The 15,982-nt window shown below is 69.3% G+C and carries 17 protein-coding genes; 7 read left to right on the top strand and 10 right to left on the bottom strand.

Annotated elements, in window-relative coordinates; all coding sequences use genetic code 11:
- Positions 1 to 13 precede the first annotated feature (13 nt).
- The 7 genes from B9N97_RS15395 to B9N97_RS15365 all read right to left on the bottom strand — a co-directional run bounded on the left by B9N97_RS15395 (position 14) and on the right by B9N97_RS15365 (position 6,032).
- The gene (locus tag B9N97_RS15395) at positions 14 to 1,039 is read right to left on the bottom strand and encodes an ABC transporter substrate-binding protein (RefSeq protein WP_085088075.1); all 1,026 of its coding nucleotides are present in this window, start codon (positions 1,037 to 1,039) and stop codon (positions 14 to 16) included.
- Between the two features lie 51 nt (positions 1,040 to 1,090).
- Positions 1,091 to 1,918 carry an ABC transporter permease gene (locus tag B9N97_RS15390; protein WP_085088073.1) on the bottom strand — a complete coding sequence of 276 codons (828 nt, stop codon included), beginning with the start codon at positions 1,916 to 1,918 and terminating at the stop codon, positions 1,091 to 1,093.
- Positions 1,911 to 2,684 (bottom strand): ABC transporter ATP-binding protein, encoded by a 774-nt coding sequence (locus B9N97_RS15385; protein WP_085088069.1) that lies wholly within the window; start codon positions 2,682 to 2,684, stop codon positions 1,911 to 1,913. Before B9N97_RS15385 ends, B9N97_RS15390 begins: the two co-directional genes overlap by 8 nt.
- A 177-nt stretch (positions 2,685 to 2,861) precedes the next feature.
- Positions 2,862 to 3,194 carry a hypothetical protein gene (locus B9N97_RS15380; protein WP_085088066.1) on the bottom strand — a complete coding sequence of 111 codons (333 nt, stop codon included), beginning with the start codon at positions 3,192 to 3,194 and terminating at the stop codon, positions 2,862 to 2,864.
- 60 nt (positions 3,195 to 3,254) lie between these two features.
- A complete protein-coding gene (locus tag B9N97_RS15375; RefSeq protein WP_143266727.1) occupies positions 3,255 to 4,403 on the bottom strand; it encodes an ABC transporter permease in 1,149 nt (382 codons plus the stop codon).
- Positions 4,400 to 5,263 carry an ABC transporter permease gene (locus B9N97_RS15370; RefSeq protein WP_085088064.1) on the bottom strand — a complete coding sequence of 288 codons (864 nt, stop codon included), beginning with the start codon at positions 5,261 to 5,263 and terminating at the stop codon, positions 4,400 to 4,402. Before B9N97_RS15370 ends, B9N97_RS15375 begins: the two co-directional genes overlap by 4 nt.
- The gene (locus tag B9N97_RS15365; RefSeq protein WP_208621225.1) at positions 5,256 to 6,032 is read right to left on the bottom strand and encodes an ABC transporter ATP-binding protein; all 777 of its coding nucleotides are present in this window, start codon (positions 6,030 to 6,032) and stop codon (positions 5,256 to 5,258) included. The genes B9N97_RS15370 and B9N97_RS15365 overlap by 8 nt, the downstream gene beginning before the upstream one ends.
- A gap of 647 nt (positions 6,033 to 6,679) precedes the next feature.
- Between B9N97_RS15365 and B9N97_RS15360 the strand changes: the two genes are divergently transcribed.
- Positions 6,680 to 7,309, top strand: coding sequence for a hypothetical protein (locus B9N97_RS15360; protein WP_085088061.1), 630 nt, complete (start codon positions 6,680 to 6,682; stop codon positions 7,307 to 7,309).
- A 24-nt stretch (positions 7,310 to 7,333) separates the two neighbouring features.
- On the opposite strand, the gene B9N97_RS15355 is transcribed toward B9N97_RS15360, so the two are convergent.
- Positions 7,334 to 7,597, bottom strand: a complete 264-nt coding sequence (locus B9N97_RS15355; RefSeq protein WP_085088058.1) for a DUF3126 family protein — start codon at positions 7,595 to 7,597, stop codon at positions 7,334 to 7,336.
- A 293-nt stretch (positions 7,598 to 7,890) separates the two neighbouring features.
- Between B9N97_RS15355 and B9N97_RS15350 the strand changes: the two genes are divergently transcribed.
- Entirely contained in the window at positions 7,891 to 9,591 is a 1,701-nt protein-coding gene (locus tag B9N97_RS15350; RefSeq protein WP_085088055.1) for a caspase family protein, read from the top strand.
- Between the two features lie 29 nt (positions 9,592 to 9,620).
- Here the strand turns inward: B9N97_RS15350 and B9N97_RS15345 are convergent, their stop codons facing one another.
- Positions 9,621 to 12,098: an ankyrin repeat domain-containing protein gene (locus B9N97_RS15345; RefSeq protein ID WP_085090593.1), complete on the bottom strand. Its 2,478-nt coding sequence runs from the start codon at positions 12,096 to 12,098 to the stop codon at positions 9,621 to 9,623.
- Between the two features lie 218 nt (positions 12,099 to 12,316).
- Between B9N97_RS15345 and B9N97_RS15340 the strand changes: the two genes are divergently transcribed.
- The 5 genes from B9N97_RS15340 to B9N97_RS15325 all read left to right on the top strand — a co-directional run bounded on the left by B9N97_RS15340 (position 12,317) and on the right by B9N97_RS15325 (position 15,635).
- Positions 12,317 to 13,222 (top strand): ROK family protein, encoded by a 906-nt coding sequence (locus tag B9N97_RS15340; protein WP_085088052.1) that lies wholly within the window; start codon positions 12,317 to 12,319, stop codon positions 13,220 to 13,222.
- 94 nt (positions 13,223 to 13,316) lie between these two features.
- The gene (locus B9N97_RS15335) at positions 13,317 to 13,640 is read left to right on the top strand and encodes a hypothetical protein (protein ID WP_085088049.1); all 324 of its coding nucleotides are present in this window, start codon (positions 13,317 to 13,319) and stop codon (positions 13,638 to 13,640) included.
- Between the two features lie 140 nt (positions 13,641 to 13,780).
- The gene (locus B9N97_RS35010) at positions 13,781 to 14,227 is read left to right on the top strand and encodes a hypothetical protein (RefSeq protein WP_143266725.1); all 447 of its coding nucleotides are present in this window, start codon (positions 13,781 to 13,783) and stop codon (positions 14,225 to 14,227) included.
- A gap of 282 nt (positions 14,228 to 14,509) precedes the next feature.
- Positions 14,510 to 15,298, top strand: a complete 789-nt coding sequence (gene otsB / locus B9N97_RS15330) for a trehalose-phosphatase (protein ID WP_085088047.1) — start codon at positions 14,510 to 14,512, stop codon at positions 15,296 to 15,298.
- Between the two features lie 100 nt (positions 15,299 to 15,398).
- Positions 15,399 to 15,635 (top strand): hypothetical protein, encoded by a 237-nt coding sequence (locus tag B9N97_RS15325; protein WP_085088044.1) that lies wholly within the window; start codon positions 15,399 to 15,401, stop codon positions 15,633 to 15,635.
- Positions 15,636 to 15,650: 15 nt separating this feature from the next.
- Here B9N97_RS15325 and B9N97_RS15320 read toward each other — a convergent pair whose 3' ends face one another.
- Complete coding sequence (locus B9N97_RS15320) at positions 15,651 to 15,962, bottom strand: peptidoglycan-binding domain-containing protein (RefSeq protein ID WP_244560730.1); 312 nt, start codon at positions 15,960 to 15,962, stop codon at positions 15,651 to 15,653.
- Positions 15,963 to 15,982: the final 20 nt, after the last annotated feature.

Genomic DNA, 15,982 nt, shown 5'->3' with positions numbered 1-15,982 from the left:
CTTCCCCTCATCCTCACTCCCCGGCGACGCTGAGATCCATCACCGACTTCGGGTCCAGCGACTTGTCGACCTGACCTTCCGACTGCCAGAACTTCACCTGATTGACCACGTCGTCCACCAGCAGGCGGGCCTGCGGGTCGACATAGGGCAGGCCGGCGGCGACGATCTCCGGCTTCTGCTTGGTGGCGTCGGCGATGATGCCCAGCAGCTCGTCATAGCCGGGGCCCTTCACCAGAGCGCCCGAAGCGTCCTTGCCGTTGAAGGCGGCATGGTATTCGGCCAGCGCCGTCTTGTAGGCGCGGACGAACTTCTCCACCAGCGGGCGGCGGTCCTTCATCGTCTTCGGCGCGGTAAACAGGGCGCCGAGCTGCCAGGGCGTCTCGTCGCCGACCCAGCCCAGGATCTTGCCGGCGCCGTCGCTCGCCAGTTGCCGCGACACGGTGGACGGCGCGATGATGGCGTCGACCTGCCCGCCCTTGAAAGCCGCGACCATCTTCGGCACGTCCTGCAGCGGCACCATGGTCACATCCTTGACCGTGAACCCATGCTTATGCGCCAGCAGCCCGATCATGTAGTGGAAGGTCGAACCGACGGTGGTGATGGCGATCCGCTTGCCCTTCAGGTCGGCCGGCGTCTTCAGCCCGGCGTCATAGGCGGCGTTGGTCGCCATATAGGCGCTCAAGGGGAAACCCGGCTCGTCGCGGCTCTGCGCGGCGATGATGGTGACGGCTCCCTTGGAGGCGAGGTTGTAGAAGCCGGCGGTCAGGCCGGTGACGCCGAAATCAACGTCACCAGAGGCCACCGCGACCGGCACCTGCTGGGCCGAGGTGAACATCTTCACATCGACGTCCAGCCCTTCCTTCTCGAAATAGCCCTTGGCCTTGGCGATGAAGATCGGACCGGAGGAGGACAGCGCCAGCGCACCGACCGTCGCCTTCTCCAGCGGCTGCGCCAGCGCGGCGGACATCAGGGTGCCGGCGGCGAAGGCAGCGCCGGCTGTGGCGATCAGGGCGCGCCGGGTGAGGCGGGCGAGAGTCATGGACGGAAATCCTCCCGATGGATGGTTCAGGTTTCTTGTGAAGAGGTCCGGTCAGCGCCAGTTCAGCAGGCGCCGTTCGAGCTGCGACAGCACCGTACCGATGGCGAGCCCCAGCAGCGACAGCACCAGCACGCCGGCCAGCAGCGTGTCGGTCTGCATCAGGTTGCCGGCCATCAGCACGAAGGCGCCGATGCCGTACTCCGCCCCGATCATCTCGGCCGCCACCACCAGGATCAGCGCGATCGACGCGGTGATGCGGAAGCCGGCCAGGATGCCGGGCAAAGCCCCCGGCAACACGATGGAACGCAGGATCGATCCCCAGGGCAGGCCGAAGCTCTGCGCCATGCGGATCAGGTTGCGCGGCACCTGGTCGATGGCGCTGTAGGTGGCGATGACGGTGGGGAAGAAGACGCCGAAGCCGATGGTGGCGAATTTCGACGGCTCGCCGATGCCGAACCACAGGATGAACAGCGGCAGCAGCGCGATCTTCGGGATCGGGAAGAAGGCCGACACCAGCGGCACCCCCACCGCACGGGCGGTGGAGAAGATGCCCATGGCGAAGCCGACCAGCATGCCGCCCGCCGTGCCCATCACCCAGCCGACGGCGATCCGCGCCAGCGACGCCTTCAGGTTCAGCCAGAGCGAGCCGTCCGTCACCATGCCGGCCAGCGCGTGGGCGACGGCGCTCGGCGGCGGCAGGAACAGCGGGCTGGCGAGGCCGAGGCGGCTCGCCCCCTCCCACAGCCCGATCAGCACGGCGAAGGCGCCGAGCGCCGCCCAGGGATGGCGTTTTACCGTAAAACCGCCGCCGCGGAAGCGGACGGGCTGGCCCGCGGTGGATGCGGTGGGCGTGACGGTCGGGTTCAGGCTGTCAGGCACGGGCGATCTCCCGGTCGGCCATCTGGGCTTCGGCCTTCATCAGGTGCCACAGCCTGCCGCGTACTTCGGCCAGATGGGCCTGGGCCGACGGCTCCTGCCGACGCTCCCGCGGCACCTCGATGGTGACCAGTTCGCGGATGCGGCCGGGGCGGCGGCTCAGCACACAGACACGGTCGGCCAGCCGCAGCGCCTCGTCCAGATTGTGGGTGACGTAGAGCGCGGTGGTCTTTTCCCGCCGCCACAGCTCCAGGAAATCGTCCATCAGCAGCTCTCGAGTCTGGGCGTCCAGCGCCGACAGCGGTTCGTCCAGCAACAGCATCGCCGGGCGTACCGCCAGCGCGCGGGCGATGCCGACGCGCTGGCGCATGCCGCCGGACAACTGCTTGGGCAGGGCGTTGCGGAACTCCGACAAACCCATCCGGCGCAGGCCGCTGTCGACGCGCTCGCGACGCTCGGCGGCGGAGAGCTTGTGATGCTCCAGCACCAGGGCGATGTTGTCTTCCACCGTGCGCCAGGGCAGCAGGGCGAAGTCCTGGAAGATGAAGGTGATCGGGTTCAGGCAGCCGTCCGGCACCTCCCCCTCCACCCGGATGCTGCCGGAGGTCGGGGCGACGATGCCGCCGGCGATGCCGAGCAGCGTCGATTTTCCGCAGCCGCTGGGGCCGATCACGGCCAGGATTTCGCCCTCCGCCAGCGTCAGGTCGATGCCGTCCAGGACGGTCAGATCGTCATAGCGGTGGGTCAGATCGGAAACGAGAAGCCTCATCGCGCCCTTATCAAGCCTGAACCTCTTGTCGGGTGGGTCCGACTGTTCGTTGGGCCTGCCACTATAGCGCGGCGTTCCGGCGACGGAGAGGGGAAAGGCTTCCCGCATTCCAGCCATACGGCAGTATGGCAGTGGCCGGAAGGCGTCAAGGCGCTGTCGGCTTCGCGACAGGATTCGTCAGGCGATGCCGCTGAGGGGACCGGAGCCGGCCGGCAGTTCCAATGCCCGCAAGGCGGCGGCACAACGGCCGACCGCAGCCTCCGCCAGACCATGGCGCTCGCTCAAACCCGCTTCGTCCAATTCGTCGGGGGTCATCGCCTGCAACAGGACGCGCAAAGTTCGGACGTAGGTGCGCAGAAGCGTGGCTTCCTCGGCATGGTTGCCCAGCAATCCCACCTGACCGGCGGCATGCAAGGCGGCAAGCTCGCCGTCCAGCGACACCGCGGCCATCTCGATGGCCTGCAGAGCCCGCGTCAGGCGGACATGCTTCAGAACGACGACGACGGCCATGTCCACCTCCCCTGCCCGCTGGAACAGCGAAGGTGAAAGCAACGGCCGTGCCAGAACTGCTCAGCGCCGCCGCATCGACGGGTGCCAAGCCGTCGTCGCCCGCTCCAGCAGTGCCAGCGCGCCATAGAGGCCGGAGCCGGTCAGCGCCGCCACCGCGATGGTCGCCCATACGATGTCCAGGTTCATCCGCGCCACTTCGGTGGAGATGCGGAAGCCCATGCCGACCACCGGCGTGCCGAAGAATTCGGCGACGATGGCGCCGATCAGCGCCAGGGTGGAGTTGATCTTCAACCCGTTGAACAGGAAGGGCAACGCGTTCGGCAGCCGCAGCTTCACCAGCGTCCGGCCATAGCCGGCGGCATAGCTGCGCATCAGGTCGAGTTGGATGCGCTCCGAATTGCCGAGGCCGGCCAGCGTGTTGATCAGCATCGGGAAGAAGGTCATGACGACGATGACCGCCGCCTTCGACTGCCAGTCGAAGCCGAACCACATCACCATGATCGGCGCGATGCCAACGACGGGAATGGCACTGGCGAGATTGCCGAGCGGCAGCAATCCGCGGGCAAGAAAGGGCACGCGGTCGGCAAGGATTGCCACGAGGAAGCCGGCGCCGCAGCCCATCACATAGCCGCGCAGCACGGAGGTCAGCACCGTCTGGCGGAAATCATCCCACAGCACCGGCGCGTTGGCCGCCAGCGCCGCGGCGATGCGGCTGGGCGGCGGCAGCAGGATGGCCGGCACCTGGAAACCGCGCACCAGCACCTCCCACCCCACCAGCAGGCCGAGCCCGAACAGACCGGGCACGACGACGGAGCGGATCCCGCCCGGCACCCCGGCCAGCACCCCCATCACCCGCCACAGCAGCAAGGTCGCCGCCACCAGGAACAGCCACAGCCCCCAGCCGGCCGACAGGTCCAATCCCTCTTTCAGCAGGTGGAACGGCAGGAGCCAGGCCAGCGCCACACCGGCCAGCTCGGCCCAGGCGCCCCAGACCCGCTTCGGCGCCGACCGGCCGGCAATCACCGCCAGCACCACGCCGATCAGGAACAGCGGCGCCATGGTTCCACCAAGCCAGCCGACAGGCGCGCCATTCAGCGAACCCAACGGCAGGACCAGCGCCACCAGCGCCGGCAGGGCCACGGCGACCAGCCCCCAATCGGCGGCGCTGCGCAGGCTGGTGCGGTAGGGGTTCGTCGCGGCCTCGCTCATCGCGCCCCCGCCCGGCCCAGCAGAACCAGTTCCAGCCCGCGCACCACGGCGATCAGCGCCACCGACAGGAGCGACGCCATGATCAGCGCCGCCCAGATCTGCACCGTCTGCCCATAATAGGACCCCGACAGCAGCCGCGCCCCCAACCCGGCCTGCCCGCCGGTCGGCAACTCGCCGACGATGGCGCCGACCACGCTGATAGCGACCGACACCTTCAGGCTGGCGAACAGGAAGGGCATGGAGGCCGGAAGCCGCAACGACCAGAAGGCACGCATCCCGCCCGCCGAATAGGTCCGCATCAGATCGAGCCACAGCGGATCGGCGGAGCGCAGTCCCTTCACCATGCCCACCGTGATCGGGAAAAAGCATAGATACATGCAGATCACCGCCTTCGGCAGCAGACCGGTCAGCCCGATGTTGCCGAGAATGACGACGATCATGGGGGCGATGGCCAGGATCGGGATGGTCTGCGACGCGATCACCCAGGGCAGCAGGCTGGCCTCCAGCGTGCGGGTGTAGACGATGCCGGCGGCCAGCAGGATACCCAGAACCAGCCCCATCGCCAGCCCGGTCAGTGCCGCCTCCGTCGTCACCCAGGTGTGGAACAGCAGGTTGCGCGGGCTGGTCGGCGCATAGCCGGTCAGGGAATTCCACAGCTCCACCACCACCTGACCGGGGGTGGGCAGGATCGGCCGCTTCATCGCATAGGCCTGGGCCAGCACGTCAGCGAAGGCCGTGGGCTTGCCGGCGCGGGCCAGCGTCTCCGCCGCCTGCGGCCAGTTCAGCCACGCCGCCCCGACATACCACGCCGCCAGCAGGAGCAGCGTCATCACCGTCACGGGAAGCGCACTCTTAGTCATCGTAGCTGTGCCCTTCCTTCAGCCCCTCGCGCACGCGGTGGGCGATGGCGGCGAATTCCGGCGACTCGCGGATGTCCAGCGTGCGCTCGCGCGGCAGCGAATCGCAGTCGATGACGTCGAGGATGCGTCCGGGACGCGGGCTCATCACCACGATGCGAGTGGAGAGGAACACCGCCTCGGCGATGGAATGGGTGACGAAGACGCAGGTCTTGCCGGTCGCCCGCCACAGCTGGGTCAGATGCAGGTTCAGATGGTCGCGGGTGATCTCGTCCAGCGCGCCGAACGGCTCGTCCATCAGCAGCAGGTCGGGCTGCAGGGCCAGCGCGCGGGCGATGGAGACGCGCTGCTGCATACCGCCGGAGAGCTGCCAAGGGAACTTGCGCTCGAACCCCGACAGACCGACGCGCTCCAGCTGTTCGCGGGCGCGCTGCCGACGTTCGGCCTTGGGGAGCCCCATGATCTCCAGCGGCAGCATGACGTTGCGCTCCACCGTCCGCCAGGGATAGAGCGCGGGAGCCTGGAAGACATAGCCGTAGAGCCGTTTCAGTCGCGCCTGTTCCGGCGTCATGCCTTCGATGGCGATATGGCCGGAGGTCGGGCGTTCCAGATCGGCGATCACCCGCAGCAACGTGGTCTTGCCGCAGCCGCTGGGACCGATCAGCGACACGAAATCGCCCCGGGCGATGGTCAGGTCGACCTCGCTGAGCGCCGTGACCGGCTTGTCCGCCGTGGGATAGACCAGCGAAAGCTTGCGCGCCTCGACAACCACCGGCGATGCGGCCGGTGATATAGCCGGGCCCGAGCCTTGCCGGGCAGCGGTCGCCTCCCGGACATCTTGCGGATTTGGGAAGGTCACGGGCGGCGGTTCCTCACAGCGGATCGGCCAGAAATCAACCTCTCTGCAAGCTATCACCGCCCCGGTTACGGCACCAGGGTTGCAGAAGCCCGATCATTCTGAGCGGGAGGCCAGAACACAGCCAAACGACAAATTTCAAAGGATGCGCAATTGGCATGCAGTCGCATGCTCTGTATTCTCGCGTCGCCGGACATGCATCGTGCGCGGACGGCAACCGAAAGGAGGTGACGCGAGTGAGAAAATTCCTGAAGTGGCTTGGCCGCTTCTGGTTCAAGCTGAAGTTCGAGTTCGAAGCGGGCTTCAACACGGACCAGGACAGGTAAAGCCAAACATGGTGGGGCCGGGAAACCGGTCCCGCCATTCAGGAAGCGGCTCGCGTCACCTCCTGACCCCGGAGATTACCACGCCCCCCGCCATTTTCAAGGCACGGGCGAAGGGCGCTCCCGCCCGACAAGCCCCACGGGTGCGGGCCGTCAACCGAAGGGGACTGGGCGAAAGAACTGGACGGGCGGCACCTTGCCGGAACAGGATCACCCCCCTTCCCCGCAAACCCTCAAGACATGCCCGCCACCAAGCCGCCACCCAGCCTAGAGATCACGCGCGAGGATGGCGCGGCCGGTGCCGTGTTCGTGGCGACGCCGGTTCTGACTCCGGTGATCCGCACGCGCTATCTGCTGATCGCGGGGCTTTTGGCGACCGGCTTCATCGCAGGAGCAGGGCTGGCGCCGGAGGAACTGGCCGGCATGCTGCAATGGCTGGCGGTCTTCTGCGCGGTTCCGGTGCTGCTGCTGTGGGTGGTGATGCTGACCGAGACGGTCCAGTGCCGTGCCGTGCGGCTGGGCGTGACCGCGCGCGGCCTGACGGTGGACGGTTCACGCATCCATCCGCACGAGTCGATCCGCGATCTGGCGCTCTACCCGATGGTGGGTGGAAAGCCGCTGTTCGTCGCCTGGATCGACCCGGCGCACGATTACGGCCACAAGGCCGAGATGACCCTCGTCGCCGGCAATGTCGCGCCGAACGATGCGGTGAAGGCGGAACTGAAGGCGGCGGGGAGCCGCAACGTGCGGCTGGTCATGCACCGGCGCGGCGGCCACAAGGCGATCGTGCTGGTGCGCGGACTGACCCTGTCGGGCGGGCAGACCCTGCTGGCCGCCCTGGCGGCGGAGCTTCGCGCTCACAGCCGCTAGGGCGTCGCAATACAAAACCAGGAATCAGCGGCGCGGGATAGCCGGCGGCTCCGGCAGGTCCTCTTCCAGGATGACGACGTTCAGGGCATAGGACACCTCGCCCTCGTCCTCGTCACGGTTCAGCGTGCCGAAGAACTCGCCATCCACCGTCACTTCGGCCGACTGGCCGGCCTTGGCCGGCGGCTCGATCACGATCTTCGGATTGCCCAGCGTCTTGCGCAGGTACATCTGCACGCGGGCGATTTCGGTGTCGGACATCCGGACGACGGACGGCTTGGCGGGCGGCATGGCGAACCTCGTTGTCTGCGAAGGAGCGTCATATAGGCGGCTTCGCCGCGAAGGGAAAGCGATACCTCGCCGGATCGGCCCCTTCCCGCCAGGGACACGGCGCCTGCTCCCGCTCCGCCCATCGTCCACGCGGGGTAACGCCGGCACAGTCAGCCGCCCCGAATGAGCGGGGTTACCGAATGGTGGAAAAGGCTATGCTCCCGGCGGCGGTACGCAACCCGGCAACGGGCGGCGCATAGGATCATGCCCGTGCCGGAGGCTGCCGCGCAGACGAAGGATGGAACGCCGTGACGATGACCGCGACCCCGACCGCAAGCCATGCCACCCGCCACAGAACAGGAGGGTGGAGGCGCCGCCTTGAGGCGACCGTCCTCACGGCTGCGCTGCTGGCCGCCCTGCCCTTCGGCGGCGCGCTGGCGGACACCGGAAAGCGCGTGGCGCTGGTCATCGACAATGGCCGCTATACGGCGCTCGACAGCCGGTCGGACCAGGCCGCCGCCAACGCCTCGACCATGGCGTCGGCCTTGCGCAATGCCGGTTTTTCGGTGACGCGGGCGGACAATGTCGGTCGGGTCGCCATGGAATCGGCGCTGGAGCGCTTCCGCGAGGCGCTGTCCGGTGCCGACCTCGGCTTCGTCTATTACACCGGCCTCGCCGTCGGGCTGGGGGAGCGGGAGTTCCTGCTGCCGGCCGACGCCGCGCCCACGGGTGCGGAGGACCTGCCGCGCACCGCCCTCGACCTCGACACCCTGTTGAGCGACCTGCGCGACAGCGGACGCAAGGCGGTGGTGGTGATCGACCCCAGCGTCGCCGAGGCACTCGCCCAGCGGGTCGGCGGCGGCGCGCTGGGCACGCCGATGGAGGCGGACGGCCTGTTCGTCGTCTATGCTCACCGTCCGGGCGTGCCGCCGGTCCCGCCCAAGTCGGGCAAGGGGGCCGATCCCTTCACCGCCGCGCTGGCACGCGAGATGGTCAAGCCCGGCGTGCCCTTCCGCGATTCGCTTGCCGAGGTGGCGCGGGCTGTCGCCGAACGCAGCGACGGCCGGCAACTGCCCTGGCTGCAGGACCGGCTGGGCAGCAATCTGGTGCTGGTGCCGGCCGTGGCATCGGCGCCCGCCAAGCCGCCGGCCACCCCGCCGGCCGCATCCGCCACATCTCCGGCAAAGGAACCGCCGGTCAAGGAACCGCCCGCGGTGACCACCCCCAGCCTTCCGCCCGGCGAATACGAGATGGCGAAGTCGAGCACCCTGTTCGACAGGCCGGCCGTCGGTGCGCGCGGCGTCGCTCAACTGTCGGCCGGCAGCGTGGTGACGGTGTTGGAGGCCGTCCCGGAAGGAAGCTGGCTGCGGGTGCGCGATCCGGCCGGGCGGACCGGCTACCTCACCGCCGGCGTGCTGGCCGCCCGCTGGACCGACCCGACACCGTTCGCCGCCCGCGCCCGCGGCCCGGTGGAGGCCGGCCCCTCCTTCGGCGATCCCGGCATGGAGCAAGGGGTGGAGCCGCCCGCCGCCGGCAGCTCCGACCCGATCCGGACGGAGCAGCAGCGCAGCTTCCCGACCGCCCCGCCCGGCACCGGCTTCACCGTTCCGGACAGCCCGGCGGTCGAGGCGGAGCAGCAGGCGATGCGCGCGCTCGGCGATGCCCGCACCGCGGCGGAACGGGCGCGCAGCCGTCCCGACAGCCGATACTGGAGCTACGGCTTTTCCGGCGGCGACCGTTACGAAGGAAGCTGGGCGCAGCCGTCCTCCGGTTCGGGGCTCGGCCGGCCGATCCGCCAGGGGGCGGGTGTCTACCACTTCGCCAACGGCCAGACCTATGAAGGAGAATGGTCGGGCGACCTGATGTCAGGCTTTGGGGTGATGACCTTCACCGACGGCAGCCGGTTCTCCGGGCGCTTCCGCGACGGCCAGCCGGACGGGCCGGGCGTCTTCCACTACGCCAACGGCGGACAGAGCGCCGGCCTGTGGCGCGGCTCCGTCCGCCTCGACCAGTAAGACCCGGTAAGACCGCAGCCGGGCGGCGATCAGCGCGGCTTCAGCGCCTCCACCACCTGCACATGGCCCTGCAGCGCGCCCAGCGTCAGGGCGGAGTTGCCGTTGGCGTCCATGCGGTAGGGGTTGGCGCCGCTGTCGAGCAGCAGCTTGGCCACCGCCTCGTGCCCGTTGTTGGCGGCGTACATCAGCGCCGACCAGCCATAGGCGGTGGTGCGGTCGACCATCACCCCGTGCTGGATCAGCGTGCGCGCCACATCCTGATGGCCGCGGGCGGCGGCGGCCATCAGCGCGGTCTTGCCGTCGCTGTTGGTGGTGTCGAGATCGGCGCCGCCGTCGGCCAGCGCGCGGACCACCGCATCATGCCCGCCCCAGGCGGCGTACATCACCGCGGTGGCACCATCGGAGGTGCGCAGATCGGTGCGGGCGTGACGGTCCAGCAGCACCCGCACCGCGTCGGTCAGCCCCTGTTCGGCGGCGATCATCAGCAGGGTCTTGCCATTCTCCAGCCGGGTATCCGGGCTGGCCCCGGCCTGCAGCGTGCGCGACAGCTCCGCCGGGTTGCGCAGCAGGGCCAGCACCGACTCGCGGTCGCCCAGACCCGGAGTCGCCTTCACCGGTGCCGCGGAGCTTCCGCCGCCGGTTCCGGATGCGGTGCCGGTGGAAGGGCCGTTGGAGGGACCGGTATAGGCACGCTGCTCGGCCGCCGCGCGGATGCGCTCGGCCAGATCGGGGCTGGCGGGCGCGATCATCTGCGCCCGCTCGTAGAAGCGCTTGGTCTCCGACCAGTCGCCGTCGCGCTCCGCCAGCATCGCCCAGCGGCGATAGGTATCCTCCATCGTGGTCAGCAGTTCCGCCACCTCGGGCGCCGACGGCGCGATCTGGCGGATGCGCTGCACCGTCTCGAAGGCGTTGTCGCCGGGCGGGGTGGTCAGGCGCTTGCCGGCGATCTGGCGGCGGGCCTGATCGACCATGCTGCGCACGCGCTGGGCGGTGTCGGCGTCGGGAAAGGCGGCCTGCGGCACGGCAGGAACGGCGGGCGTGGCCGACGGGTCCTCCAGCGGCGGCAGCGACGCCACACCCGGCGCGGCTTCCGCATTGCCCGTCGAGGCGGAGGGCCTGGCGGCGGCAGATGGCTGTGACTGGGCCGGCGGCAGCGCTGCGGTCTCGACCGGTGCAGCCGCAGTGGCGGTCGCGGCGGGCGCCGCCGACTTCGTCACCGTCTGAGTGCCGCTCGCAGGCGGCGGCGCGCTCTGGGCCGTCTGGGCCGCCGTCTTCTGAGCATCGGTCGTGGCGGCGGGGCGTGGAGCGGGGGCCGTCGCGGCGGGTGGTGTCGGCGCCGGGGATGTTGCGGCGGGCGTCACAGGAACGGAAGCTGCCGGAACGGACGGAGCGGCGCCGGGCGCGGCGGTGCCGGTATCGGCGGCGGCATGCCGGCCGGCAGCCGGAGCCTCGCCGCCGGGCAGGCCCAGCACCGTCCGCTCGACAGCATCGCGCGCCCGGGTCCACCCCTCCTCCACCAACGCCAGCGCCCGGTCGGGGAAGGTGCCCGGCATCGCGGTGGCGATGGCGGCACCGGCGGCGCCCAGCAGCACCAGCGTGGTCAGCGCCGCTCCGGCATAGAGCCCGGTCCGCCGCGGCGCCCGCATCGCATGAGCTTGGCCGAAACCCGGATAGCTTCGGTCACGGTGGTCGGCGACCGGCCCCTCCGCACCGGCCATCGCGATGGGATCGCGGTCGCTCCATTCCTGATCGCCCGACCAGCGGTGATCCTGCGTCCGGTCTTCCGGCCGCTGCCCCACCGACCAGTCGTTCGCGGGCGGAACCGCCGCCGACTGGGGCGGCGGCGCCAGGATCGGCACCGGACGCGGCGCCGGCGATGGGGCGACATCCTGCGAGTCGTCGGCGAAGCCCCCGCCGGGCGACATCCGGTAGATCACGCCCATGTCGCGCAGCACATCCGTCAGCCCGGCCCGCGCCAAGGTGCCTTCCAACTCGGGCGTGCCGCAGAGAAGCACCTGCATGAAGCGGCCGGACGGCGTTTCCGCCCGCGTCAGCTCGACCAGATCGGTCAGCACCGGCGGCGCCAGCACGGCGGCGTTGTCCACCGCCAGCAGCCCGGACCCGGCAAGTTCCAGCCTTTCCTCCAGCGCGGCGATCAGGGCGTCGAAATCGACCTCGCCACCGTCCTGTCCGGCGGCCAGATCGGGCAGCGCGCCGGTACCGGCGGCGGAGACCAGATCCTCCAGCTCCGCGCCCAGTGACGCCGCGACCGGCAGCGCCATGGCGCCGTCGGCCTCGACATGCTCGACCAGTTGGCGGAACAGCGCGGGACGGCCCGACCCGGCATCGCCCACCAGCACCAGCAGCCTCTTGCGGGCCAGAAAGGCGAGAACCAGTCCATCACGAATCTCGGCCGCCGTGGCGCCGGCGGTTCCGGAAACGGGATCGTGGTGGCCCGGAGCGGCGCGCCGGGCGCGCGAGGAATGTTTCGGGGCAGAACGGTCCATGGACATCTCAAGACGCCGATCAGTAAAGGATGCGCTCATGAGACTCTAGTGATGCCCCCCGCAAGCCCCGACGGGGCAAAGGGCGGTTACCCCCTCTCTTCCGGGGTGGGTGGATTGACCCTTCCGGCACGAAAGCATCCCTGGCCCGCCGATCGGGGGAGCGGTATAGGGTTGCCCCCGAAAATCGGTCATCTTCCACCATCCGGACGGCGGCAGGCATGCGACTCGGAATCGATTTGGGCGGCACCAAGATCGCCGCCGTGGCGCTGGATCGCGACGGAACGGAACTCGCCCGCCACCGCCGCCCCACCCCGCGCGGTTACGACGCCACGCTGGATGCACTGGCCGAGACGGTGGCCGTTCTCAACCCGGCTGGAACGCGGGGTGTCGGCATCAGCCTTCCCGGCGTGGTCGATTCCGCCGCCGGACGCGTGCGCGCGGTGAACCTGCCCTGGCTGGAGGGCCGTCCCTTCGCCGACGACGCGGCCCGGCGGATCGGCCGGCCGGTGCGGATCGCCAACGATGCCAACTGCTTCACCCTGTCCGAGGCGACGGATGGGGCGGCGGCCAAGGGAAGGGGAACGGCCGATGCGCCGGTGGTGTTCGGCATCATTCTCGGCACCGGGGTTGGCGGCGGCATCGTCATCGACGGCCGCATCCTGCCCGGCGCCAACGGGCTGGCCGGCGAATGGGGCCATGCCCCGCTTCCCTGGCGCGAGGAGGCCGACGGCCCTCCGGTTCCCTGCGGCTGCGGCAAGTTGGGTTGCCTTGAGACCATGCTGTGCGGTGCCGGGCTGACGCGCCTGCACCGTCACCTGACCGGGGAGACGCTGGACCCGCCGGAGATCGCCACCCGCGCCCTGGCCGGCGATGCCGCCGCGGCCGGAACGCTGGCCCGCCATGCCGATGCGCTCGCCCGGGCGCTGGCCCCGGTGCTGAACCTGCTGGATCCGGACATGGTGGTCGTAGGCGGCGGCCTGTCCGCCCTGCCCGGCCTGTGCGAAGCGGTGACGCGGCGCTGGGGCGCCTGGACCCTGGCGTCCCAACCGCGCACCCGGATGGCGGTCGCCCGCCATGGCGCCGAAAGCGGGATGCGCGGCGCCGCCCGCCTGTGGCCGGACTGACCGTCACCATTTTCGCGACGGCTGCCGCAACCCACGGTCACGGAGTGGCACGGGACTTGCGCATTCTCCGGTCAGACCGAACGGGGGTACGCCCATGATGCGGAAAAAAGTGGGGACGCGGGCTGCGGGCAACAGCGTCCATTTGCATTTTGCAAACCGGAACGCGACGCGGGCCGGAAAACCGGCAGCACGTTTGCATTCTGCAAATGATCCTGGCGCAATTCAGGGCACCGGACGCCATCTGGAGCATGCCTGCGTCAGCCTGCAGAACGCGGCTGTCGAGTTGGAGACGGTTCTGGCAAGGCTGCCCGGCGACGAGCAGGCCGACCTGCACGAGGCGATCGGTTCGATCATGGAGACGCTGCAGTTGATTGCGTCGACCCATGCCCGGCTGGAGCCGCCGATCGCTGCCGACTGACCCACCGGTAAGCCGGCCGGCGGCAGGAATGACGACATGAAAAAGGGCGGCCACGAGGGCCGCCCTTTTCATTTGTCCGACGGCAGCGGCCTGCTCAATCGGTGATGGTCTGCCAGAAGAAGAAAGCGACGGCGAGGACCATGATGGCGATGTCCATGGGAACGACTCCTGTGGATGACGGCGAATGGGCGTTTCACGTCGATCTATACGACAGTTCGCCGGCCGGTGGCAGTGCTTCCGTTCCCCTGCGGCGGTTTTTCACCCCCGGAACCGGTCTGACGGCCGATCCGCACAAAAAATTCCGGTGGACGGACAGGGCCCATGGTCCGGACAACGCCCCGATCCGGAACGGCTCCGAGTCCGCCAAGACCGGTGGCCAAGCCCCGACAGCCGCACCCATCCAGCACAACTCTTTGCAAACAAAAGATTTTATCGATCAGTCGGACAGCCGATGCCAATCGCCGGCCATGTCCGGGCAGCGGCTCTCCCCCCTAAACTGCGGATTCCAGACGGAAAAATCGCAGCTCTATGACTTTTGTCAGGGGTTGCCTTCCCCGGGGGCTTTCTGGCAAGAAAAAGGCCGCTGAGATCAGCGGCCTTGAGTTTAGGGAGGAAACGCCCAAGAAGGGCGAAGCAGCAATCGCTTGCTGCACTGCAACAGTATCAGAACCCGGGGGTCCTTCAACCCCCAAAGCCGGCCCCTGCGTGGGGCCGCAGCTTTTGGCGGAATCTGTTGCGGATCGGCCACATCAAGCCCATCCCATCGTCGGGACTCCGGCCGTTTTCCCCTCCCGCCCGTTACTCACCTGCGGCGCGCCGGCTCCGGTCAGCCGCCGCATCCCGACAGGCAGCGGCGCGAGGAACCAGCATTGACCCACTTCCCCCCTTCCGCTTTCACGGAATTCGACGGCTTCACCGCGGCACTGGACGGACGCACGCCCGCGCTGTTTCTCGACTATGACGGAACGCTGGCCGCCATCGCGCCGCGCCCCGAACTGGCGGTGATGCCGGACGAGGCGCGTGCGGTGGTGCGGCGGCTGTCGGCCCTCTGCCCGGTCGCCTTCGTCAGCGGGCGCGATCTCGACGATCTGACGGCGATGGTGGCGGTGGACGGTCTGGTCTATGCCGGCAGCCACGGCTTTGACCTGCGCGGGCCTGGCCTGCGTCGGCAGGTTGGGGTGGAGTATGTTCCCGACCTCGACTCGGCCGAACAGCTTCTGCGCGACCGGCTCGGCGGAATCGCCGGCGCTCTGGTGGAGCGCAAGCGTTTCGCCATCGCCATCCACACCCGTCAGGTCGCCCCGTCCGACAAGCCGCAGGTCGGCGACGCCGTCCGCGCGGTGGCGGAGGCCCAGCCGCGCCTGCGCATGACCGGCGGCAAGGAACTGTTCGAGCTTCGCCCCAACCTGCCCTGGGACAAGGGCCGCGCCGTGGTCACCCTGCTGGAGACGCTGGGGCTGGAGGGCAACGGCACCCTGCCGATCTATCTCGGCGACGACGAGACGGACGAGGACGCCTTCCGCGCGCTGGCCGGCCGGGGAGTCGGTATCCGGGTGATGGAAAGTCCGGCGGAGACCGCAGCGACCTGGAGCCTGCAGGACCCGGCGGAGGCCACGGCGTTTCTGGCACGGCTGGCGGACTGGCTGGCGGAGGGGTGAGGTGGGGGTCTAACCTTGCGCAGGTCTAGCGCCCCCCATTCACCAACCCTAAACCCTCAGCCGCCTATCCTGCCCTTTCAACCAACCGGACAGAGCCGCCATGGACATCGGATCGGCCACCTCCGCCACGCCCTATCGGCCGCAGGCCAGCGCGCTCGACGGATTGCAGGATGCTCAGGCACGGACCGAGGCGGCGTCGGAGCAGATCGCGGCGGGCAACCTGGACCCGGCCGTGGTGCTGGACCTGACCTCCGCCCAGGTGGATTTCGCCGCGAACGCCAAGGTGCTGCAGGCGACGCAGGAGAACAGCCGCCGCCTGCTCGACATGCTGGCCTGAGATCCTGAACCCGGATCAGCGCGGCCTGTTCGGGCCGTAGATCTTCGGCTGGCTGAAGTTCAGATGGTCGAGCAGCCCCTGGCTGACGCAGCCGTCGACCGGCAGCTTCGCCGCCCGCTGGTAGGAACGGATCGCGGTGCGGGTGCGCGAGCCCATCTTGCCGTCCACCGGCCCGGCGTTGAAGCCATGCTCATTCAACGCCTCCTGCGCGCCGGAGATGAAGGCCAGACGCATCTCGTCCGGCAGATTGTCCGAGTCGCAGGCGGCAAAGGCCGGGGTCGCCAGGAACAGGGCGCCGCACAGGGCCGGAAGAAGAAGTCGCTTCATGGATCGGTCGCTCCGAATGA

It is taken from the genome of Azospirillum oryzae (genome assembly GCF_900177515.1).
Classification (GTDB): domain Bacteria; phylum Pseudomonadota; class Alphaproteobacteria; order Azospirillales; family Azospirillaceae; genus Azospirillum; species Azospirillum oryzae_A.
The sequence above is the reverse complement of the archived record's forward strand: the minus strand, read 5'-3'. Positions and strand labels throughout refer to the sequence as shown.

Bases quoted from the DNA above. Each gene is read 5' to 3' on its own strand.
- B9N97_RS15325 (WP_085088044.1), top strand. From the start codon at position 15,399: ATGGACATCGGATCGGCCACCTCCGCCACGCCCTATCGGCCGCAGGCC.
- B9N97_RS15345 (WP_085090593.1), bottom strand. From the start codon at position 12,098: ATGGACCGTTCTGCCCCGAAACATTCCTCGCGCGCCCGGCGCGCCGCT.
- B9N97_RS15360 (WP_085088061.1), top strand. From the start codon at position 6,680: ATGCCCGCCACCAAGCCGCCACCCAGCCTAGAGATCACGCGCGAGGAT.
- B9N97_RS15355 (WP_085088058.1), bottom strand. From the start codon at position 7,597: ATGCCGCCCGCCAAGCCGTCCGTCGTCCGGATGTCCGACACCGAAATC.
- B9N97_RS15320 (WP_244560730.1), bottom strand. From the start codon at position 15,962: ATGAAGCGACTTCTTCTTCCGGCCCTGTGCGGCGCCCTGTTCCTGGCG.
- B9N97_RS15395 (WP_085088075.1), bottom strand. From the start codon at position 1,039: ATGACTCTCGCCCGCCTCACCCGGCGCGCCCTGATCGCCACAGCCGGC.
- B9N97_RS15375 (WP_143266727.1), bottom strand. From the start codon at position 4,403: ATGAGCGAGGCCGCGACGAACCCCTACCGCACCAGCCTGCGCAGCGCC.
- B9N97_RS15385 (WP_085088069.1), bottom strand. From the start codon at position 2,684: ATGAGGCTTCTCGTTTCCGATCTGACCCACCGCTATGACGATCTGACC.
- B9N97_RS15335 (WP_085088049.1), top strand. From the start codon at position 13,317: ATGATGCGGAAAAAAGTGGGGACGCGGGCTGCGGGCAACAGCGTCCAT.
- B9N97_RS15370 (WP_085088064.1), bottom strand. From the start codon at position 5,263: ATGACTAAGAGTGCGCTTCCCGTGACGGTGATGACGCTGCTCCTGCTG.
- B9N97_RS15340 (WP_085088052.1), top strand. From the start codon at position 12,317: ATGCGACTCGGAATCGATTTGGGCGGCACCAAGATCGCCGCCGTGGCG.
- B9N97_RS15350 (WP_085088055.1), top strand. From the start codon at position 7,891: ATGACCGCGACCCCGACCGCAAGCCATGCCACCCGCCACAGAACAGGA.
- B9N97_RS15380 (WP_085088066.1), bottom strand. From the start codon at position 3,194: ATGGCCGTCGTCGTCGTTCTGAAGCATGTCCGCCTGACGCGGGCTCTG.
- B9N97_RS35010 (WP_143266725.1), top strand. From the start codon at position 13,781: ATGATGGCGATGTCCATGGGAACGACTCCTGTGGATGACGGCGAATGG.